We start from the raw sequence: 18,496 nt of genomic DNA, 5'->3' as shown, positions 1-18,496 counted from the left end.
AGAGGCTCCATGTCCAACGAACTCAGCATCGAACGCGTGCTCGACGCGCCCGTGGCCGCCGTCTGGCGGGCCTATACCCACCATCTGGGCGAATGGTTCTGCCCCGTTCCCTGGCGGGCGGAAGTGGTCGAGATGGACCTGCGCCCCGGCGGCCGCTCCGCCATCACCATGTATGGCCCGGACGGCGAGGTGATGCCCAATGACGGCATCTATCTGGAGGTGATCCCCGAACGCCGCATCGTGTTCACCGACGCGCTGACCACCGACTGGCAGCCCCAGGGCCCGTTCATGGTCGGCGGCTTCGACTTCGAACCCGATGGCGACCGCACCCGCTATCGCGGCTGGGCACGCCACTGGACCGAGGAGGCAAAGGCGCAGCACGAAGCGATGGGCTTCGAAGCCGGCTGGGGCAAGGTCGCCGAGCAATGGGAAGCCGTGGCAAAGCGGATCGCGGCGGAGGGCTGATCCCTCCCCCGCCTGCGGGAGAGGGAGGGTGCGGCGTCAGCCGCGAAAGAGTGCGGGCCTGCAGCTTCCCATGGACCCCGCACCCGCTCGTGCTGAGCTTGTCGAAGCACTGTCCTTTTCTTTCGAGACGGTCCCGTTGCTGCGAAACCGCGCTCGCCTATCGCAACAGCCCGCGCCGCCCAGCCCATTCGGCCAGCACCGCGAATAGCGTTGCCACCACCACGACCGTCACGCCCAGCGGCACGAAGGCGGAGCCGCTCCACCCGAACACCCAGACCCAGTCGATGACCGTGCCAGCCCAGGACAGCCAGAGCAACGGCCGCGCCCGGCGGGACAACAGGGCAAGCGCCACCGATCCGGCGACCCCGCCAAAGACGCCGATGGCAAAGCTGGCCGTGATCGCTGCTGGCATGACCGGACCGCCGGGTGGCGGCGCGTCGCCCACGATCACGCCGACATGAGCAAGATAGCTGGCGACGCCAACGCAATTCCAGAGCGCAGCGAGCACGCCGACGATGCGTATCCGGGTTCGACTCGACATGGCAGCCCCCTTTGCCGTTCAGTCGTCGGACCTCAGCCTATGTCGCTCGCCGGCATTGTAAAGCGACGACTGGACCTCGCTCAGGCAAACGCCGCCGATCCCTTCAGCGCATTATACGCCTCGATCACCGCCTGCAGCGCGCGTTCGTGGCTGCGGTCGCCGCCGTTCCTGTCTGGGTGGAACTTGCGCACCAGCTCCGAATAACGCTGCCTCAGCGCCCGTCGGTCGACATCGATGGGCAGGTCGAGCACCTTCAGCGCGGCGCGCTCGCGGCCCGTCAGCGGACGGCCATCGGGGCGCTGGCGCTCCTCCTCCATCCGCCGCTTGAACCGCGCACCGATAGCATCCAGCGGATCGGCGAAATCGGCCCAGCGGGGCGGACGGTCCGCGCCGCCGGTCGCTTTGAACGCCCGCGTTTCGCGCTCCCACCCCGCGGTCGGGCGCTGCGCCTCATGAATTTCGTCGGGACTCATGCCGGTGAAGAAATTGTACCGCGTGTTGAACTCGCGCACATGGTCCAGACACAGCCACTGATATTGCCCCGGCCCGTCGAAACCCGATCCCGCCGATCCCATCGGCGCGCGGAACTCGCCCGGCTCGTTGCATCCGGGGTGGGCACACACCCGGCCCGTCCCCTCGACGCGGCCATGAAAGCGGGTACGGGGTCGGTCGGAACGCGGGGAATCAGAACGGCTTGCCACGTGGCTCCTCGGAACAAATCGCCTATATAGGGCCGATGACCGATCCCGCTACCGGCCCAGTCGCCGCCGAACTCACCGCCCGCCTGACCCAGGCATTCGCCCCGTCCCGGCTGGAGGTCGTCAACGACAGCCATCACCATGCCGGCCATATGGGCGACGATGGCACGGGGGAATCGCATTTCACCGTGGTGATCGAAAGCGCCGCCTTTGCCGGCAAGTCCCGCGTCGAGCAGCAGCGCATGGTCAACCGCGAGCTGGCCGATCTTCTGGCAGAACGCATCCACGCGCTTGCGCTTCGGACGCGGGTGCCGACGGCCTGAAAGCGCCATTTCCCGCTGCATAACCCCTCACCCTGCTGGGGCTGCGCCCCTCCCTCCCTCTCCCGTAAACGGGAGAGGGAGGGAGGGGCGCCGCAAAGCGGTGGGAAGGGTGAGGGCCTTCCCGCGTCAACAAGGTCGCTTGTCAGTCGCACCCTCCGCCGCCGTCGCTTCCGCAATCGGACCCGCTGTCCGATGCGGCTGCGGTCGATCCGCCATCGCCGCCATTCCGTCCGGGCCTGCCCTTTTCCTTGCTTTGCCCGGCCATGGCGAATGCCGGGATCAGCGCGATGAATACTGCGGCTAGCGCGATCCAGACGGCGGTCATCGCGGCGCTTCCCACAGCTCGATGGCATTGCCCTCCGGGTCGTGGATGCGCGCGAACGAACCCGCCTCAGGCGAATCCCATTCGGCCCGCGTCTCGACCGCAATCCCGCTCGCGTTCAGCCGCTCGCACATCCCCTCCAGGTCGGTGACGCGCAGGTTGATCATGAATGCCTTGTCCGCGGCGAAATAATCGCTGTCCGCCCTGAACGGGGCGAACACCACCGGCCCGCCCAGCGTCTGCCACACCCAGTCGTTCGGCTCGCCCGCACCCTCCGCGACGCATCCGGCCCCGATGTTCAAGTGCTCGCGGTACCATGCGGACAGCGCATCCGGATCGCGCGCCCGGAAAAACACACCGCCAATGCCCAGCACGCCCATGGCCGTTCCTCCCGTCGATGGAACGCCATCCTATCCGATCATTCCAATACCGCCCAGCCCGCCCGTCTGTTATGGCCGCGCCGATGATCTCCTCGCTTCTCGTCAAACTCGCGCTGATCGGCATTATCGGCATCGGCGCGCAATGGCTCGCCTGGCGCACGGGCCGCCCGGCAATCGCGCTCATGCTGATCGCGGGCGTCATCGCCGGGCCGGTACTGGGCATCATCGTGCCCGAACGCGATCTCGGCCCGCTTCAGGAACCCATCATCAAGCTCGCCGTGGCGGTGATCCTGTTCGAAGGGGGATTGAGCCTCAATTTCCGCGACCTGCGCCATGCCGGCGGCCCGGTGCTTCGCCTGGTATTCCTGGGCGTGCCCATCGGCTGGGCGCTCGGCACGCTCGCCGCGCATTATGCCGCGGGCTTGAGCTGGGAAGTATCGCTGCTGTTCGGCGGCATCCTGGTCGTCACCGGCCCCACCGTCATCGGCCCGATGCTGCGCACCCTGCGCGTGCCGCAGCGCGTGTCCGACACGCTGAAATGGGAAGGAATCGTCAACGATCCCATCGGCGCGCTGCTCGCCATCGGCATCTATGGCTGGATCACCTATGAAGGGTCGGGCGGCACCCCGATCCTGCCGATCGCAACCGACGTCCTGCTGGCGACGCTTGCCGCCGCGCTGATCGGCCTTGCCCTCGGCTTTGCGCTCACCTGGCTGTTCCCGCGCGGGGCGGTGCCCGAATATCTGAAATCGCCGGTGCTGCTGGTCACCGTCATCGGCGGTTTCGTGGCGGCGGATAGCATCCTCCATGAAACCGGCCTGATCACCGTCACGGTGATGGGCGTCGTCCTCGCCAACCGCGAGGTGCAGTCCAGCCGGGCGCTTCGCCGGTTCAAGGAGGATCTGACCGTCCTTCTGGTCTCCGGCGTGTTCATCATCCTGTCGGCCACGCTCGACTGGCAAACCCTCTCCGCCTTCCGCTGGCAATTCCTGGTGTTCCTATTCCTGCTGCTGTTCGCGGTGCGCCCGATGACGGTGTTCGCCAGCCTGGCGGGGTCGAAAATGCCGCTGGCTGAACAGGCGTTCGTCGCCTGGATCGCGCCCCGCGGCATCGTGGCGGTGGCGATCACCGGCCTGTTCTCGCTTCGGTTGCAGGAAGCGGGCGTGCCCGATGCCGCCGCGCTGGTCCCGCTCAGTTTCGGCGTGGTCGTCGCGACCATCTTTGCCCATGGCTTTTCGGCGGCCGCCGTTGCCCGCTGGCTCGGCATCGACCGGGGGCCTGGGGACGGCGTGCTGATCGTCGGGGCCAATGACTGGACGATCGGCCTGGCGGAACAGCTGCATGCGATGGGCCACAACGTCCTTCTTGCCGACACGTCCAGCTTTGCGCTGCGCCGGGCGCGGCAGTCGGGTATCACCGTCCATCGCGGCGAAATCCTGGACGAGGTGACCAGCGACGATCTCGACCTGCACGGTTTTTCCACGCTGCTCGCCGCCAGCGAAAATGACGCCTACAACGCGCTGGTCGCTGCCGATCTCGGCCCGGAAATGGGCTCGCACCGCATCCTGCGCACCGCCCCGATGGGCAAGCAGCGAGCGGCGCGCGGCCCCGTCCTGCTCGACAGCGGTCGCAGCGTGGACCAGTTGCAGCAGCAACTGGCATCCGGCTGGACCTTCCGCCGCACGCGCATCACCGAGAAATTCAGCCTCGACGATTATCGCGCATCGCTGGGACCGGGCGGCGAAATCGTCGCGGTCGACCACGACGGCGCGGTCAGCTTCGTCGCCCAGGGGCTGCGCCCCGCCATCCAGTCGGGCGACAGCGTCATCGCCTTTGTCCCGCCAAAGGAAGAATCAAAGGAACCTGCGACTGAGCTGCAACCGCCGATCGACCCGGCCTGAACCCGGTCAGGCCGCGTCCGCCAGCACCTCGCCGCCCGCCGCCTCCAGCAACCGCCGCTCGATCGCGCGCAGCCGCGTTCCGCTGCCGATCTTGTCGCCCATCAGGTCGGTGACATAGAATGTATCCACCGCGCGCTCGCCATATGTGGCGACGTGTGCCGAATGGATCGTCACCTTCGACTGGAACAGCGCATTGGCCAGATGGTGCAGCAACGCGGGCCGGTCGCGGGCATTCACCTCGATCACGGTAAAGCGGTTGGACGCGCGATTGTCGATCAGCACATTGGGCTCGATGGTGAACGCATCGCTGCGCGGGCGGATCGCCGTCTTGCGCGCCAGCCGCTCGCGCAGGCGCGCCCGGTTGGCCAGCGAATCCGCAATCGCCGCCTTCAGCCGCTGCAGCTGCGCCACATCGTCGAACGGCCCGCCCATCGGCGACTGGACCAGGAAATTGTCCAGCGCCATGCCGCTGCGGGTCGTGTGGATGCGCGCATCGATGATGTTGCCCCCGGCGGCATGGATCGCGCCTGCGATGCGATAGAACAGGCCGGGATGATCGGCGGCATAGACGGTCACCAGCGTCGCCGCGCGCTCTCCGTCCGGCTCGGTCGAAATCGACAGCGGCGCATCGCCCGCTTCCGCCATCAGCTTCAGATTGCGGATCAGCACATCGACCGGCTCCGCCACCCAATAGGCCTCGGGCAGGACGCGCACCATGCGGTCGCGCTCGGCATCGTCCCATCCCAGCGCGTCCGCGACCGTCTGCTGCTTGACCGCGACCCGTTCCCCCCGCCCCTTCTGCTTGTGGCCCAGCCGCAGCACTTCCTCGGCGCTGTCGTACAGGTTGGTCAGCAACTGCCGCTTCCACCCGTTCCAGATGCCCGGCCCGACCGCGCGAATATCGACGACCGTCAGGACCAGCAGCATCATCAGACGCTGCGGGCTTTGCACCACTTCCGCGAAATCCAGGATCGTCTTGAAGTCCGACAGGTCGCGCTTGAACGCGGTCGCCGACATCAACAGATGGTACCGCACCAGCCAGGCGACCGTCTCCGTCTCCGCCTTGCTCAGGCCAAGGCGCGGGCACAGCCGTTCGGCCACCTCCGCGCCCAGGATCGAATGATCCCCGCCCCGGCCCTTTGCAATATCGTGCAGCAAAACCGCAACATACAGCGCACGGCGCGACACGATCTGCGGGAAGATGCCATGCGCCAGCGGGTGATCCTCGGTCAGCTCGCCGCGTTCGATCCGGCTGAGCAGGCCGATGGCCCGGATGGTATGCTCGTCCACCGTATAATGATGGTACATGTCATATTGCATCTGCGCCACGACGCGGCCGAAATCCGGCATGAACCGGCCGAACACGCCTGCCTCGTTCATCCAGCGCAGCACCAGTGCCGGGTCGCGCTTCGACGCCAGCACATCCATGAACAGCGCGTTCGCCCGCGGATCGGTGCGCTTGTCGTCGATCATCTTCGCATCGCGCGCCGCCGCCCGCATCGCCAGCGGATGCACCTCCAGCCCGTGCTTGTCGGCCAGCCAGAACATCTCGATCAGCCGCACCGGATCGTCCGCGAACCAGTCGTCGGCCGGCAGCGCCAGGCGTCCCCGATCCAGTACGAACCCGTTCAGCTTGCGGGGCGAGCGCCGAATGCGCGGCAGGCCGAACCGCGCGGTGCGGCTGGCGAACTGTTCGTCCAGATGCGCCAGGAACAGCCCCGTCAGGTCGCCGACCCGCTTGGCCTGCAGGAAATAGAACTGCATGAACCGCTCGACCTTGGATTTCCCCGGCCGGTCGGCATAATGCATCCGCTCCGCAATCTCCGGCTGCACGTCGAACGTCAGCCGCTCCTCGGCACGGCCCGCAAGCAGGTGCAGGTGGAACCGCACCGACCACAGGAAATTCTCCGCCCGCTTGAACTGGCGATATTCGGTCTTGGTGAGCAACCCCGCATCGACCAGCGCGGCGGCATCGCCCACATTGTGCACATATTTGCCGATCCAGAACAACGTGTGCAGGTCGCGCAAGCCGCCCTTGCCCTCCTTGACGTTCGGCTCGACGACGTAACGACTGTCGCCCATCTTGCGGTGCCGCTCGTCGCGCTCTGCCAGTTTTTCGATCACGAAACTGCGCGCGCCGTCCGCCTGCACATCGGTCTTGAACCGCCGCGCCGCTTCTTCATAGACGCCGGTATCGCCCCAGACGTATCGCGCCTCGAGCAGTGCGGTGCGGATGGTGATATCGCCCCTGGCCTGGCGGACCATCTCATCGATCGACCGGCTGGACTGGCCCACCTTTAGCCCCAGGTCCCACAGGCCATAGAGCATGGTCTCGATCACTTGCTCATGCCATTGCGACTGTTTGTAGGGGGTCAGGAACCCGATATCGACGTCCGAAAACGGCGCCATCTCGCCGCGACCATAGCCACCGACGGCGATCAGCGTCATCCGCTCCGACGCGGTCGGATTGGCCAGCGGATACAGCCGCTCGGTGGTGAAATCCCAGAGCAGGCGCAGGATCTGGTCGGTCAGGAACGCGCCCGACGCGGCCGCCACCATGCCATGCGCCGGGCTCTCCTCGAACCGCCTGCGGATTTCCACCCAGCCGGCCGTCAGCGCCGCCTTCAGCTCGGCCGTCGCCGCCTGCCGCATCCGCCCGGCATCACTCACCGGAATTGCCGCCAGCACCTCGGCCAGCGCCCGGCGGTCGATGATCTCACGGCGATTGCGGACGGCGGCAAAACGTTCTGGCATGGGCTGTCAGATAGGGGGTCGTGGCCCCAACGTCACGGCCGAAAAGGACGCTCTACCCCAAAACCGCCGGGGCAGCCCCTCCTCCCCCCTTGCGGGGGAGGATAGCGGAGCTTGCCTCAAATGCGGCTAGCGCAGCTTGGAAAGGGGGGATGGCGGCAGTCCTAATTGCCTTTGCATCGCGGATCGTCAAACGGACAAGCTCGTTAGCGACGTTGCTGCATAACGAAGAACATAGGGCTTATCGTTGGGCGTTCCATTTGGAATTGCCGCGCCGAAAAACGCCACATAACAGTCAAAACCGCTGAGCTCGTCATCAAACCAACAGTGCACAACCACGCCATATTCGGGGGATGTTTTGCCGTCGTCGCCCAGTAGGCTATCTAAACGAACATGCGTTCCCGGCGCGATGAAGCCGTCTTCTGACATTTATCGGTCGGCCGTCCACGCCACCCCGATCACTCCGCCTTCTTCGCCACGCCCACCAGCGCGGGCCGCAGCAGCCGGTCCTTGATCATGTACCCCGCCTGGATTTCCTGCACGACCGTGCCCGGTTCGGCGTCCGACGGCATTTCCATCATCGCCTGATGCCGGTTGGGGTCGAGCGGCTGGCCCACCGCCTCGATCCGCGTGATGCCGTGGCGGCTGAACACCGTTTCCAGCTCGCGGCCCGTCGCCTCCAGCCCGATGACCAGGCCCTTCATCTTCTCGTCGGCGCGCAGGCTGTCGGGGATCGCGGCCAGTGCGCGCGACAGATTGTCCGCCACCGACAGGATGTCGCGGGCAAAGCCGGTCGCCGCATAGGCGCGGGCGTCCTGCGCTTCCTTTTCCGCACGCCTGCGCACATTCTCGGTATCCGCGCGGGCATAGAGAACCTGCTGCCGTGCCTCGGCCAGTTCGGCCTCCAGCGCGGCCAACCGGTCCTGCATCGCCACTTCCGGCGCTGCTTCGGCGGTTGCCTCGCGCAATTCCTCGCTGATGGTCTCGCCGCCCGGCTGCTGCCCGGCGTTCTCGGTTTCCTCAGTCATCATGTCCCTGTTCTGCTTCGTCTTTATGCCAGCAGACGCGCCAGCGTCGCTGCGGTGAAATCCACCATGGGGACCACGCGGGCATAGTTCAACCGCGTTGGGCCGATCACCCCCACCACGCCGACCACCCGCCCGTCAAGCGCCCGCACCGGCTTGGCGATCACCGACGATCCGGACAGGGCGAACAGCTTGTTCTCGCTGCCGATGAAGATGCGCGCCGCATCCCCTTCCCGCGCCGAATCGAGCAGGCGCGCGATTTCCTGCTTGCCCTCCAGCTCGTCCAGCAATTGCCGCACGCGCTCCAGGTCCTCGGCCGCCGCACTGTCGACCAGCCGCGCCTGTCCCCGCACGATCAGCACCGGCCGCCGGTCGCCATCCTCGCTCCACACCGCCAGGCCGCGTTCGACCAGCGCCCGCGCCGCCACGTCCAGCTCGGCCCGCTCCCGCGCGATCTCGCCGGACAGCCGGGCCCGAGCCTCGCTCAGCGTCTGCCCGGCCAGCATGGCGGACAGGTAATTGGCCGCCTGTTCCAGCGCGCCGGGCGGCAGGCCGGGGGGCAGGTCGATGACCCGGTTCTCCACCGTCCCGTCCGCGCCGACCAGCACCGCCAGCGCCTTGTCCTGCGCCAGCGGCACGAACCCCACCTGACGCAGCACCGGCTCACGCTTGGGCACCAGCACCAGGCCCGCACAGGCGGACAGGCCGGACAGCGCGGCGGTCGTGCTGGCGATTGCCGCATCCACCGGCCCGCCCTGCCCCGCCTCGCGCTCGATCGCGGCGCGTTCGTCCTGCGACGGCTCATGCGCCTGCATCATCCCGTCGACGAACAGGCGCAGGCCCATGTCGGTCGGCATCCGCCCCGCGCTGGTATGCGGCGCGGCTAGCAGGCCCAGCTCCTCCAGGTCCTGCATGACGTTGCGGATGGATGCGGGGGACAAGTTCAGCGCGGATACCTTGGAAATGGTCCGCGATCCCACCGGCGCGCCGCTGTCCAGATAGGATTCCACGACGATGCGGAACACATCGCGCGCCCGGTCGGTCAATTCGGTAATCGGCGGCCCCATCATGGGCTCAGATTTAGGGATTTTTGCGCAGAATCAAAGCGGGTTGAGGCGGCATTGCCAGCAGTCACTGGCAAGGATACCGTCGGACGATGTGGGAAATCGTCCTGATTGTCGTCGGCATCCTTCTGCTGGCCTTTTCAAACCAGATTTCAGGCAAGGCCCATGCGCGCCAGAATGCGCGGCTTGCGGACCTCAAGGCCGGAGCCAGCGAGGCTCATTTCGAAGAGCGCCGCGCCCTTGAAACCTATGTCCCGACCAGGGCCAGATGGATCAGAATATTGGGCATCGGTTACATTGCGCTGGGGGCCGCACCACTCCTGCTGTTCTGATTGATCGGGCAGGCCGGCACCGCGTGAACGCCCGCGCCCCGCTGGCAATGTTGGGTTTCCCCTGCTCTAACACCCCCATGCCCATAACCGCCCTCGCCCGCCCCGCATCGTCGGCGAGACAGCGCGAGGGGCGATTTTCAATGTGACGTGCCACCACCTTCGCCACCTTCCGCGCCTCTTTCGCCCCGCGCGCATCGGGTCTAGGGGACGCAGCGACAGCCACAGGAGAAACCCCCATGCGTCCATCCGGCCGTGCGCCCGACGAAATGCGCGCCATTACCATCACGCCCAATTACACCCGCCATGCGGAGGGTTCCTGCCTGATCGCGTTCGGCGATACCCAGGTGCTGGTCACCGCCAGCATAGAGGAAAAGCTGCCGCCATGGCTGCGCGGCAAGGGCGAGGGCTGGGTGACCGCCGAATATGGGATGCTGCCCCGCGCCACCCATACGCGCGGCAGCCGCGAGGCGGCAAAAGGCAAGCAGTCGGGCCGGACCCAGGAAATCCAGCGGCTGATCGGCCGCAGCTTGCGCGCGGTCACTGACCTCAAACTGCTCGGCGAGCGCCAGATCACGCTCGACTGCGACGTGATCCAGGCTGATGGCGGCACCCGCACCGCCAGCATTTCCGGCGCATGGGTCGCACTGCGCCTGGCGGTGGACAAGCTGCTGGCCGAGGGCAAGCTGACCGTCGATCCGATCACCAGCCAGGTCGCGGCGGTCAGCTGCGGCATCTGGCAAGGCACGCCGGTGCTCGACCTCGATTACCCGGAGGATTCGGCGGCGGACGCGGACGCCAATTTCGTGCTGCTCGGCAACGGCAACATCGCCGAAGCGCAGGCGACCGCCGAGGGCGCGACCTATGACGAGGAAGGGCTGCTGCGCCTGCTCCGCCTCGCCCGCATCGGCTGCACGCAGATTTTCGCCGCTCAGGCAAAGGCGGTGGGCCGGTGAGCGCGCCGGGACAGGATGGCGACGAGGACGCGGTGCCGCCCCAGGCGATCCGCAAGCTCGCCCCCGGCAAGCTGGTCATCGCCAGCCATAATGAGGGCAAGGTCCGCGAAATCCGCGACCTGCTCGCCCCCTATGGCATCGAGCCGGTCAGCGCCAAGGAACTCGACCTGCCGGAGCCCATCGAGACCGGCACCACCTTCCTGGCGAATGCCGAGCTGAAGGCGATGCAGGCCGCCGACCTGAGCGGCCTGCCCGCTTTGTCCGACGACAGCGGCCTGTGCGTCGAGGCGCTGCTGGGCGCACCCGGCGTCTTTACCGCCGACTGGGCGGAGCGTCAGCCGTACGAGGGACAAAAGGGTCGCGACTGGTACATGGCGATGGGCAAGGTAGAGGGGAAACTCGCCGAGCTTGGCCCGGACGCCAACCGCTCCGCCTATTTCGCCTGCACCCTCGCGCTCGCCTGGCCCGACGGTCATGTCGAGTGGTTCGAAGGGCGCGCGCACGGCCACCTAGTCTGGCCGCCGCGCGGGAAACTTGGCTTCGGCTATGATCCGGTGTTCGTGCTCAACGGCGAAACCCGCACCTTCGCCGAAATGGACCCGGCGGAAAAACACGCCGTCAGCCACCGCGCCGACGCCTTCCGCCAGCTGGTCGAAGCGGTGTTCTAAACCCTATCCTCCCCCTCGACGGGGGAGGATAGCGCCGCTTGCCGCGCCAGCGGCTAGCAGAGCTTGGAGAGGGTGAATGCCCAAACGCAGACGGGGATACAGGCTTCGGCACGCCATCTCAGCGCGCCCGATGCTCCGTCCCCATGCCGGTGGTGATGAACACGCAATCCGCCTCCTCCCCGGCCGCGACGTCGGCGGTATGCCAGACGCCCGGCGGGTTGATGGCAAATTCCCCCGCACTCAGCGTCACCCGCTCCGTCCGCCCGTCCGGAAATTCCTGAACCAGCGTGAGCGCCCCTGCGACACACAGCACCACTTCCGCCCCGGCGGGATGCATCTCCCAACTGTCCCAGCTCGTGTCGAACCGGTATTGCAACACCAGCCGCCCCTCGATGCCATCATTGCCATGCCGAACGTCATAGCCTTCATACCATTGCGGCCCGTCGAGCACGGGCTGGGCCGCTGCGGTACCGCCCGGCCCCAGATGGATCGGATGATCGGTCAGCTTGGGCATGGACTTCCCCTTCCACTCGGCGTCGAAGCATGGCCCGCATGATCCCTCCCCTCGCCCTCTATGTCCACTGGCCGTTCTGCGTCAGCAAATGCCCCTATTGCGACTTCAACAGCCATGTCCGCGACACCGTCGACCAGGACGCATGGGCCGCCGCGCTGCTCGCCGACCTGGCGCACGAAGCCGCCCTGCTTCCCGGCCGACGGCTCGGCTCGATCTTCTTCGGCGGCGGCACCCCTTCGCTGATGCCGCCCGCCACCGTCGCCGCGATCATCGATGCCGCGACACGCATCTGGTCGCCCGTCGACGGGCTGGAAGTGACGCTGGAGGCCAACCCCTCCTCGGTCGAGGCGGCGCGCTTCGCCGATCTCGCCGCTGCGGGCGTGAACCGAGTGTCGCTGGGGCTGCAGGCGCTGGACGACGCCGCGCTCGTCTTTCTCGGCCGCGCGCACGGCGTGGACGAGGGGCTGGCCGCGCTCGCCACCGCGCAAGCGTCCTTCGCCCGCGTCAGCTTCGACCTGATCTACGCCCGCCCCGGCCAGTCGCTTGCGGCCTGGCAGTCGGAATTGGCCCGCGCCCTCGCCTTCGGCACCGAGCATCTCTCGCTCTATCAGCTGACCATCGAACCCGGCACCCGCTTTGCCACGCTGGCGGCCAGGGGCGACCTTATCATCCCCGATGGCGATGCCGCCGCCGATCTGTGGGACGCGACCCAGACGCTCACCACCGCCGCCGGGCTGCCGCTTTACGAAGTGTCGAACCACGCACGGCCGGGCGCGGAAAGCCGCCATAACCTGACTTATTGGCGCTATACCGACTATGCCGGCATCGGCCCCGGCGCGCATGGCCGGCGCGACGGCATGGCGACCTTTCGCCACAAGAAGCCGGAAAACTGGATCGCGGCGGTCCAGCGAAACGGCAATGGCCTGCGCGAAGAGACGGCGCTCATCCGGGATGAGCGCGCGACCGAGGCGATGGTGATGGGCCTGCGACTGGCCGAGGGGCTGGACCTTGGCCATCTGGCGGCGGTGGGCAATGCCCCGGCGGATACGCGGATCGACCTGAGGGCGGCCGACCGGCTGGCGGGTCACGGCCTGGTCTGGCAGTCGCCCGATCGCATCGGCCTGACCCCCGCCGGGATGCCGCTGCTCGATGCGATACTGCGCGAAATCGCCCGTTAGTCGGCGAAGCTGCGCGGCGCTGCCGACACGACGGCGGTTGTGCCGCCCTTGATCTCCTGCACCTCCAGCGCGCGTTCCGCCACGCCGTCGCGGCCAAATCGGAACGCACCGTCCAGTCCGGCAAAGCCGTCCGGCGACACCAGCCGCCCTTGCGGGAACGGCGTGCCCACTTTCCAGTCGCGGGCAATCCGCACGGTCAGCAGCACCGCGTCATATCCCAGGCTCGACAGGCGATATGGCGCCGCCCCGAACCGCGTGCGGTATTTGGTGGCATAGGTGCGATACAGACCGTTCGACACGCTGGCGAACCATGCGCCGTTCAGCGCGGCATTGCTCGCCAGCCCGGTATCGGTGTTCCACAATTCGGTACCAAGCAGCCGCGCACCGCTGTTCTTGCCCCGCCGGATGGCCGGGATCGACAGCGCCGCCGTTCCCGAACTGTCCGCCACAAGCACCGCCTGAAACGGGGATGCGCCATTCAACCGGCCGACGGCTGCGTTGATCGATGCCTGGCTTCGGTCATAGCTCTGCATGGCGACAACGCGGCCGCCCGCCCCCTCCACCGCGCGCAGGAAACTGGTCGAGGCGCGGTCGCCATAGGTGCCGCGCGGCATCAGCCCGGCAAAGTCGCTGATCCCGTTCTGGCGGGCGAAATCGACCACCCGCTCGATCGACTGGTCGGGGGAATAGCCCATGACATAGGCACCATTGCCCGCCACCGACACGTCGTTCGAAAAACTCAGCACCGGCACATTCGCCCGGCGGGCGATCGGCGCGACGGCACGGACATCCTCGGACAAAAGCGGCCCCAGGATCAGGCGGTTGCCATCGGCGATCGCCCGCTGCGCCGCGACTGCCGCCCCCGACTGGGTGTCATAGGTGGTGATCCGGATCGCCTTGGTATTGGTATCCAGCAATGCGAGCGTAGTGGCGTTGGCAAGGCTCTGCCCCACCCCGGCGTTGGGGCCGGTCATCGGCACCAGCAGCGCAATCCGATGGCGTTCGCGGTCTTCCGGAATGCCGCCGGTGATCGGCGGCGGATCGACGGGACGCGGCTGGGTGACCGGGCCGGGCTGTTGCGGCCCGCTTTTCGGCACCACCTGGCAACCGGCCAGCACCAGCCCCAGGCCGATGACGGCCATCCTGAACAGCTTCGTCACGCTTCCGGGTTTCCCTGCCGCTTCAGTCATGCCACTCCCCGTCCAATGAACGCCGAACTTCCGCCCGGTCTCTATATCGTCGCCACCCCAATCGGCAATCTTGGCGATCTGTCGCCGCGTGCCGCCGAAATCCTGTCCCGCGCCGATGTGATCGCGGTTGAAGACAGCCGTGTGACGGCCGGTCTGCTTCGCCATATCGGGGTAAAGCGGCCAATGACACCCTATCACGATCATAATGCGGATCAGGTCCGGCCCGCCCTGATCGAACGGATGGGTCGACAGGTGGTTGCACTAGTCAGCGATGCCGGAACGCCACTGATTTCCGACCCCGGGTTCAAACTGGTGCGCGATGCCAGGGCAGCGGGGCATCTGGTCGCCACCATCCCCGGTCCCTGCGCGGCGGTGGCGGCACTGACGCTGGCGGGATTGCCCACCGACCGGTTTTTCTTCCTGGGCTTCCTGCCGGCCAAGGCGATGGCGAGAGCAGAGGCGATCCGCGAAGTGGCGGCCATCCGCGCCACTCTGATCCTCTACGAATCGGGGCCTCGCCTGTCCGCCTGCCTGTCCGCGCTTGCCGACGGGCTGGGCGACCGGGAGGCGGCGGTTGCGCGCGAGATCAGCAAGAAGTTCGAGGAATGCATCACCGGCACGCTGACCCAGCTTGCCGCGCGCTATGCCGATGCCCCGCCAAAGGGCGAGATCGTGGTGATCGTCGGCCCACCCGCCGATGCTCCGCCCCCCGCGATCGAGGATGCCGATGCCGCGCTTGTAGAAGCGCTCACCCGCCTGCCCGCGTCCAAGGCGGCCGGGGAAGTGGCCAAGCAATTCGGCCTCGATCGCCGGGAACTCTATGCCCGCGCCATGGCACAAAAGGAAAAGCCCCTCCCCTTCACGGGAGGGGTTGGGGTGGGGGATGGGGCACAGGACGGTCCCTCACCACCCCCCACCCCAACCCCTCCCCCAAGGGGGAGGGGCTGATCGTGCCCCGTGACCGCCGCACAGCCGAGGCGATGGGCCGCGCGGGCGAGGATGAAGCCGCTCGCTGGCTGGAGGCAAAGGGCTGGCGCATCCTGGATCGCCGCGTGCGGACGAGGGCAGGCGAAATCGACCTGATCGCCGCCCGCCCCGGCCTGATCGCGTTCGTCGAGGTAAAGGTCCGCGCTACGCCGGCCGGACTGGATTTCGCCATCGACCAGCATCGCCTGTCCCGCGTCGCCGCCGCGGCCGAGGCGCTGGCCCATCGCTACGCGACAGAGGGCCAGGATATCCGCATCGACGTGATCCTGCTTGCGCCCGGCCACCCGCCCCGGCACATCGAGAACGCCTGGATCGGATGACAAGGCACAGCAGCCACCCTATCTGACCCCCAACCGCTCGCGCTGAGCCTGTCGAAGCGCTGCCTTTCGTTCATGGGCGGGTTGGAACAGCAGGGCAGGGCTTCGACAGGCTCAGCCCGAACGGGGATTGGATTGAATGACCCTGACCGTTGCCGTCCAGATGGACCCGCTGGATGCCATCAACATCGCGGGCGATTCGACCTTCGCCCTGATGCTCTCGGCTCAGGCACGCGGTCACCGGCTGTTCCATTACCTGGTTCAGGACCTGAACTGGTCCGACGGCCGGCTGTGGACGCGGGCACATCCCGTCACCGTACGGCACGAACCGGGCAATCATTTCGACTTCGGCGATCCCGTCAGCCTTGATCTGGGCGATGAAGCGGACGTGGTGCTGATGCGGCAGGATCCGCCCTTCGACCTCAGCTACATTACCGCAACCCATCTGCTGGAGCGGATCAGCGACCGCACCCTGGTCGTCAACGACCCTCGTTCGGTCCGCGACGCGCCGGAAAAAGTGTGGGTGCTCGACTATGCCCGCTTCATGCCGCCCACGCTGGTCACGCGATCCTTCGACGAGGCAAAGGCGTTCCTGGCGAAGCACCGCGCAATCGTGGTCAAGCCGCTGCACGGCAATGGCGGCAAGGCGATCTTCAAGATCGACGCCGACGGCCAGAACCTCTCTTCGCTGATCGAGGTATTCAACACCGCTTACCGCGAGCCGCATATGGTGCAGGCGTTCCTCCCCGACGTGGCCCAGGGCGACAAGCGCATCGTCCTGGTCGACGGCGAGGTGGCGGGCGCGATCAACCGCATTCCGGGTGAAGGCGAGATCCGATCCAACCTCGCGGTCGGAGGGTCGGCGGTGCAGACCGAACTGACGGCGAAGGAACGCGAAATCTGCGCCGCGCTCGGCCCCGAGCTGAAGGCGCGCGGCCTCATCTTCGTCGGCATCGACGTGATCGGCGGCGAATGGCTGACCGAAATCAACGTGACCTCCCCCACCGGCATCGTCGCCATCGATCGGTTCAACGGCACCGACACCGCCGGGATGATCTGGGACGCGATCGAGGCACGCGTCGCGGCGCGGGGGTGAGACGATGCTCCAATCGTTCAACCGTTCGCGCTGAACCTGTCGAAGCGCTGCCCTGTTCATGCGTGGCGAAGAAGGACAGGGCTTCGACAAGCTCAGCCCGAACGGGACTGATGGCGCAATCAAGCGTTAGCGTCTTATGACCCGAAACAACCCCATTTCGTCATTGCGAGCGCAGCGAAGCAATCCAGCCCCGTCAATGGATTGCTTCGCTACGCTCGCAATGACGGTCGGCCTGGTCGAATTGGTGCGGCCGACCTCATGACCGACTGGATTCTCGACTGGATCGCCTGGGGCGGATACCTCGCCATCTTCCTCCTGATGGCGCTTGAAAACATCGTGCCGCCCGTGCCTTCAGAGGTCATCATGGGCCTGGGCGGCATGGCGGTGGCGCGCGGCGACATGACCTTCTGGCCGCTGCTGATCTGGGGCACGCTAGGGACGCTTGCTGGCAATTACTGGTGGTACTGGGTGGGCAGGAAGGTCGGCTATCACCGCCTGCGCCCCTTTGTCGAACGCCATGGCCGCTGGCTGACGCTGGACTGGGCGGACGTGGAACGGGTGCACCGTTTCTTCCTGCGCCATGGCGGCATCACCGTGTTCGTGTTCCGGATGCTGCCCACCTTTCGCACCATGATCTCGCTGCCGGCGGGCATGACCGGCATGAGCTTCTGGCGCTTTTCGCTGTGGACACTGGCGGGCAGCAGCGTCTGGAATGCGGTCCTGGTCGGCGCGGGCTATTATCTTGGCGCCAATTTCGACCAGCTCGATCGCTATGTCGGCCCGATCGCGGTGGCGATGACGGTGGGCATCGTCATCATCTATCTCTACCGCGTCATCACCTGGAAAAAAGAGGCGTAACGGTCGCCCGCAACCGCTCGGGGCGATCCGGGGTCACGCCCTTGGATGCGCATTGCGATAGACGTCCATCAGATGCGCTGCATCGACGGCCGTATAGACCTGGGTCGACGACAGGCTGGCATGGCCCAACAGCTCCTGAAGCGATCGCAAATCCGCCCCCCTGCCCAACAGATGCGTGGCAAAGCTGTGCCGCAGCGCATGCGGCGTCGTCCGTTCGCCCAGTCCCAGCCGAACCCGTGCTGCCTGCACCGAGCGGCGGATGATGGCGGGGGACAGCGGCCCGCCCCGCGCGCCCCGGAACAGCGCGGCATCCCGCGCCGTGCCATAGGGGCATAGCCGGACATAAGCCTCGATCGCCTCGCGCACCGGCGGTAACAGCGGCACGATCCGCATCTTGGCCCGCTTGCCCGTCACCGCGATCGTCTCGCCCAGCGGCAGCACCGCCCCGGTCATCGCCATCGCCTCGCCGATCCGCAGTCCCGCGCCGTACAGCAGCATCAAGACCGCCCAGTCGCGTGCTGCGATCCACGGTTCGTCGGCCTGTTCCGCAACCTCTTCGGCCAGCGCCACCGCCTCGTCCGGGCTGACCGGCCGGGGCAGTCCCTTCTTGACGCGCGGCCCCTTCAGCCGGGGCAGCGCCGCTTCGTCGCCCGCCGCCCAGTTCAGGAACCCGCGCACCGCCGACAATTCGCGCGCGGCTGATGCGTTGGACAGTCCCTCTGCCCGCCGGTGCGCCAGGAACGCGCGCAGATCGGCCGCGCTGGTCCGGCCCAGCGCCGCCGGGTCGGCGGGCTGGCCCCAATGCTGCTGCAGAAACGCGATCAGCCGCTCCGCCGTTGCCTGATAGGCTCGCACGGTATGCGCCGATCGCCGCCGGTCGCGTGCCAGATGCCGGGCAAAGGCCAGCGGCAGCGGGGCCGGATCGGTCACGGC

The 18,496-nt window shown here is 67.1% G+C and carries 22 protein-coding genes; 11 read left to right on the top strand and 11 right to left on the bottom strand.

Features of this window, described 5'->3' with window-relative positions; genetic code table 11:
- Positions 1 to 9: 9 nt before the first annotated feature.
- Positions 10 to 465, top strand: a complete 456-nt coding sequence (locus ACPVPU_RS06060; protein ID WP_448660069.1) for an SRPBCC family protein — start codon at positions 10 to 12, stop codon at positions 463 to 465.
- 157 nt (positions 466 to 622) lie between these two features.
- Here ACPVPU_RS06060 and ACPVPU_RS06055 read toward each other — a convergent pair whose 3' ends face one another.
- Both ACPVPU_RS06055 and ACPVPU_RS06050 read right to left on the bottom strand, forming a co-directional pair.
- Positions 623 to 1,006: a hypothetical protein gene (locus ACPVPU_RS06055; protein ID WP_448660068.1), complete on the bottom strand. Its 384-nt coding sequence runs from the start codon at positions 1,004 to 1,006 to the stop codon at positions 623 to 625.
- Between the two features lie 80 nt (positions 1,007 to 1,086).
- Complete coding sequence (locus tag ACPVPU_RS06050; RefSeq protein WP_448660067.1) at positions 1,087 to 1,707, bottom strand: J domain-containing protein; 621 nt, start codon at positions 1,705 to 1,707, stop codon at positions 1,087 to 1,089.
- Positions 1,708 to 1,742: 35 nt separating this feature from the next.
- On the opposite strand from ACPVPU_RS06050, the gene ACPVPU_RS06045 reads away from it, so the two are divergent.
- A complete protein-coding gene (locus ACPVPU_RS06045) occupies positions 1,743 to 2,027 on the top strand; it encodes a BolA family protein (RefSeq protein ID WP_448660066.1) in 285 nt (94 codons plus the stop codon).
- Between the two features lie 142 nt (positions 2,028 to 2,169).
- On the opposite strand, the gene ACPVPU_RS06040 is transcribed toward ACPVPU_RS06045, so the two are convergent.
- Together ACPVPU_RS06040 and ACPVPU_RS06035 are read right to left on the bottom strand one after the other, a co-directional pair.
- Positions 2,170 to 2,352, bottom strand: a complete 183-nt coding sequence (locus ACPVPU_RS06040; protein ID WP_448660065.1) for a hypothetical protein — start codon at positions 2,350 to 2,352, stop codon at positions 2,170 to 2,172.
- On the bottom strand, positions 2,349 to 2,729 hold the full coding sequence (locus ACPVPU_RS06035) for a VOC family protein (RefSeq protein WP_448660064.1): 381 nt from the start codon (positions 2,727 to 2,729) through the stop codon (positions 2,349 to 2,351). The genes ACPVPU_RS06040 and ACPVPU_RS06035 overlap by 4 nt, the downstream gene beginning before the upstream one ends.
- Positions 2,730 to 2,812: 83 nt before the next feature.
- On the opposite strand from ACPVPU_RS06035, the gene ACPVPU_RS06030 reads away from it, so the two are divergent.
- Complete coding sequence (locus ACPVPU_RS06030) at positions 2,813 to 4,630, top strand: cation:proton antiporter (RefSeq protein WP_448660063.1); 1,818 nt, start codon at positions 2,813 to 2,815, stop codon at positions 4,628 to 4,630.
- 6 nt (positions 4,631 to 4,636) lie between these two features.
- On the opposite strand, the gene ACPVPU_RS06025 is transcribed toward ACPVPU_RS06030, so the two are convergent.
- The 4 genes from ACPVPU_RS06025 to hrcA all read right to left on the bottom strand — a co-directional run bounded on the left by ACPVPU_RS06025 (position 4,637) and on the right by hrcA (position 9,476).
- Complete coding sequence (locus ACPVPU_RS06025; RefSeq protein ID WP_448660062.1) at positions 4,637 to 7,384, bottom strand: [protein-PII] uridylyltransferase; 2,748 nt, start codon at positions 7,382 to 7,384, stop codon at positions 4,637 to 4,639.
- Positions 7,385 to 7,570: 186 nt separating this feature from the next.
- Positions 7,571 to 7,810, bottom strand: a complete 240-nt coding sequence (locus ACPVPU_RS06020) for a hypothetical protein (RefSeq protein ID WP_448660061.1) — start codon at positions 7,808 to 7,810, stop codon at positions 7,571 to 7,573.
- Between the two features lie 29 nt (positions 7,811 to 7,839).
- Positions 7,840 to 8,412: a nucleotide exchange factor GrpE gene (grpE, locus tag ACPVPU_RS06015; protein ID WP_448660060.1), complete on the bottom strand. Its 573-nt coding sequence runs from the start codon at positions 8,410 to 8,412 to the stop codon at positions 7,840 to 7,842.
- 20 nt (positions 8,413 to 8,432) lie between these two features.
- Complete coding sequence (gene hrcA / locus ACPVPU_RS06010; protein WP_448660059.1) at positions 8,433 to 9,476, bottom strand: heat-inducible transcriptional repressor HrcA; 1,044 nt, start codon at positions 9,474 to 9,476, stop codon at positions 8,433 to 8,435.
- An 86-nt stretch (positions 9,477 to 9,562) separates the two neighbouring features.
- Here hrcA and ACPVPU_RS06005 point away from each other — a divergent pair, with 86 nt between their 5' ends.
- The 3 genes from ACPVPU_RS06005 (at position 9,563) to rdgB (ending at position 11,423) form a co-directional block, all read left to right on the top strand.
- Entirely contained in the window at positions 9,563 to 9,802 is a 240-nt protein-coding gene (locus tag ACPVPU_RS06005) for a hypothetical protein (RefSeq protein WP_448660058.1), read from the top strand.
- Between the two features lie 236 nt (positions 9,803 to 10,038).
- Positions 10,039 to 10,755, top strand: coding sequence for a ribonuclease PH (rph, locus tag ACPVPU_RS06000; RefSeq protein WP_448660057.1), 717 nt, complete (start codon positions 10,039 to 10,041; stop codon positions 10,753 to 10,755).
- Positions 10,752 to 11,423, top strand: coding sequence for an RdgB/HAM1 family non-canonical purine NTP pyrophosphatase (gene rdgB, locus ACPVPU_RS05995; RefSeq protein ID WP_448660056.1), 672 nt, complete (start codon positions 10,752 to 10,754; stop codon positions 11,421 to 11,423). The genes rph and rdgB overlap by 4 nt, the downstream gene beginning before the upstream one ends.
- Before the next feature lie 118 nt (positions 11,424 to 11,541).
- On the opposite strand, the gene ACPVPU_RS05990 is transcribed toward rdgB, so the two are convergent.
- Positions 11,542 to 11,937, bottom strand: coding sequence for a cupin domain-containing protein (locus tag ACPVPU_RS05990; protein ID WP_448660055.1), 396 nt, complete (start codon positions 11,935 to 11,937; stop codon positions 11,542 to 11,544).
- Between the two features lie 29 nt (positions 11,938 to 11,966).
- On the opposite strand from ACPVPU_RS05990, the gene hemW reads away from it, so the two are divergent.
- A complete protein-coding gene (gene hemW, locus ACPVPU_RS05985; protein WP_448660054.1) occupies positions 11,967 to 13,115 on the top strand; it encodes a radical SAM family heme chaperone HemW in 1,149 nt (382 codons plus the stop codon).
- Here hemW and ACPVPU_RS05980 read toward each other — a convergent pair.
- Positions 13,112 to 14,305 (bottom strand): penicillin-binding protein activator, encoded by a 1,194-nt coding sequence (locus tag ACPVPU_RS05980; RefSeq protein WP_448660053.1) that lies wholly within the window; start codon positions 14,303 to 14,305, stop codon positions 13,112 to 13,114. The two genes, hemW and ACPVPU_RS05980, sit on opposite strands and share 4 nt — an antisense overlap.
- Before the next feature lie 15 nt (positions 14,306 to 14,320).
- Here ACPVPU_RS05980 and rsmI point away from each other — a divergent pair, with 15 nt between their 5' ends.
- The 4 genes from rsmI (at position 14,321) to ACPVPU_RS05960 (ending at position 17,563) form a co-directional block, all read left to right on the top strand.
- On the top strand, positions 14,321 to 15,253 hold the full coding sequence (gene rsmI / locus ACPVPU_RS05975; RefSeq protein ID WP_448660052.1) for a 16S rRNA (cytidine(1402)-2'-O)-methyltransferase: 933 nt from the start codon (positions 14,321 to 14,323) through the stop codon (positions 15,251 to 15,253).
- A 32-nt stretch (positions 15,254 to 15,285) separates the two neighbouring features.
- On the top strand, positions 15,286 to 15,612 hold the full coding sequence (locus ACPVPU_RS05970) for a YraN family protein (protein WP_448660431.1): 327 nt from the start codon (positions 15,286 to 15,288) through the stop codon (positions 15,610 to 15,612).
- A 136-nt stretch (positions 15,613 to 15,748) separates the two neighbouring features.
- Positions 15,749 to 16,705 (top strand): glutathione synthase, encoded by a 957-nt coding sequence (gene gshB, locus ACPVPU_RS05965; RefSeq protein ID WP_448660051.1) that lies wholly within the window; start codon positions 15,749 to 15,751, stop codon positions 16,703 to 16,705.
- Between the two features lie 258 nt (positions 16,706 to 16,963).
- Positions 16,964 to 17,563: a DedA family protein gene (locus tag ACPVPU_RS05960; RefSeq protein WP_448660050.1), complete on the top strand. Its 600-nt coding sequence runs from the start codon at positions 16,964 to 16,966 to the stop codon at positions 17,561 to 17,563.
- Between the two features lie 33 nt (positions 17,564 to 17,596).
- On the opposite strand, the gene ACPVPU_RS05955 is transcribed toward ACPVPU_RS05960, so the two are convergent.
- Complete coding sequence (locus ACPVPU_RS05955; RefSeq protein ID WP_448660049.1) at positions 17,597 to 18,493, bottom strand: tyrosine recombinase XerC; 897 nt, start codon at positions 18,491 to 18,493, stop codon at positions 17,597 to 17,599.
- Between the last annotated feature and the right edge of the window lie 3 nt (positions 18,494 to 18,496).

Source organism: Sphingomonas paludis, from assembly GCF_053502515.1.
The sequence above is the reverse complement of the archived record's forward strand: the minus strand, read 5'-3'. Positions and strand labels throughout refer to the sequence as shown.

What these genes read in the sequence shown, in the direction of transcription:
- grpE (WP_448660060.1), bottom strand. Translation starts at nt 8,412, where the DNA reads ATGATGACTGAGGAAACCGAGAACGCCGGGCAGCAGCCGGGCGGCGAG.
- ACPVPU_RS05970 (WP_448660431.1), top strand. Translation starts at nt 15,286, where the DNA reads ATGGGCCGCGCGGGCGAGGATGAAGCCGCTCGCTGGCTGGAGGCAAAG.
- ACPVPU_RS06025 (WP_448660062.1), bottom strand. Translation starts at nt 7,384, where the DNA reads ATGCCAGAACGTTTTGCCGCCGTCCGCAATCGCCGTGAGATCATCGAC.
- hemW (WP_448660054.1), top strand. Translation starts at nt 11,967, where the DNA reads ATGGCCCGCATGATCCCTCCCCTCGCCCTCTATGTCCACTGGCCGTTC.
- ACPVPU_RS06060 (WP_448660069.1), top strand. Translation starts at nt 10, where the DNA reads ATGTCCAACGAACTCAGCATCGAACGCGTGCTCGACGCGCCCGTGGCC.
- gshB (WP_448660051.1), top strand. Translation starts at nt 15,749, where the DNA reads ATGACCCTGACCGTTGCCGTCCAGATGGACCCGCTGGATGCCATCAAC.
- ACPVPU_RS05980 (WP_448660053.1), bottom strand. Translation starts at nt 14,305, where the DNA reads ATGACTGAAGCGGCAGGGAAACCCGGAAGCGTGACGAAGCTGTTCAGG.
- ACPVPU_RS06040 (WP_448660065.1), bottom strand. Translation starts at nt 2,352, where the DNA reads ATGACCGCCGTCTGGATCGCGCTAGCCGCAGTATTCATCGCGCTGATC.
- ACPVPU_RS06055 (WP_448660068.1), bottom strand. Translation starts at nt 1,006, where the DNA reads ATGTCGAGTCGAACCCGGATACGCATCGTCGGCGTGCTCGCTGCGCTC.
- ACPVPU_RS05960 (WP_448660050.1), top strand. Translation starts at nt 16,964, where the DNA reads ATGACCGACTGGATTCTCGACTGGATCGCCTGGGGCGGATACCTCGCC.
- ACPVPU_RS06020 (WP_448660061.1), bottom strand. Translation starts at nt 7,810, where the DNA reads ATGTCAGAAGACGGCTTCATCGCGCCGGGAACGCATGTTCGTTTAGAT.
- ACPVPU_RS06045 (WP_448660066.1), top strand. Translation starts at nt 1,743, where the DNA reads ATGACCGATCCCGCTACCGGCCCAGTCGCCGCCGAACTCACCGCCCGC.
- ACPVPU_RS05990 (WP_448660055.1), bottom strand. Translation starts at nt 11,937, where the DNA reads ATGCCCAAGCTGACCGATCATCCGATCCATCTGGGGCCGGGCGGTACC.
- ACPVPU_RS06005 (WP_448660058.1), top strand. Translation starts at nt 9,563, where the DNA reads ATGTGGGAAATCGTCCTGATTGTCGTCGGCATCCTTCTGCTGGCCTTT.
- hrcA (WP_448660059.1), bottom strand. Translation starts at nt 9,476, where the DNA reads ATGATGGGGCCGCCGATTACCGAATTGACCGACCGGGCGCGCGATGTG.
- rsmI (WP_448660052.1), top strand. Translation starts at nt 14,321, where the DNA reads ATGAACGCCGAACTTCCGCCCGGTCTCTATATCGTCGCCACCCCAATC.
- ACPVPU_RS06035 (WP_448660064.1), bottom strand. Translation starts at nt 2,729, where the DNA reads ATGGGCGTGCTGGGCATTGGCGGTGTGTTTTTCCGGGCGCGCGATCCG.
- rph (WP_448660057.1), top strand. Translation starts at nt 10,039, where the DNA reads ATGCGTCCATCCGGCCGTGCGCCCGACGAAATGCGCGCCATTACCATC.
- ACPVPU_RS06030 (WP_448660063.1), top strand. Translation starts at nt 2,813, where the DNA reads ATGATCTCCTCGCTTCTCGTCAAACTCGCGCTGATCGGCATTATCGGC.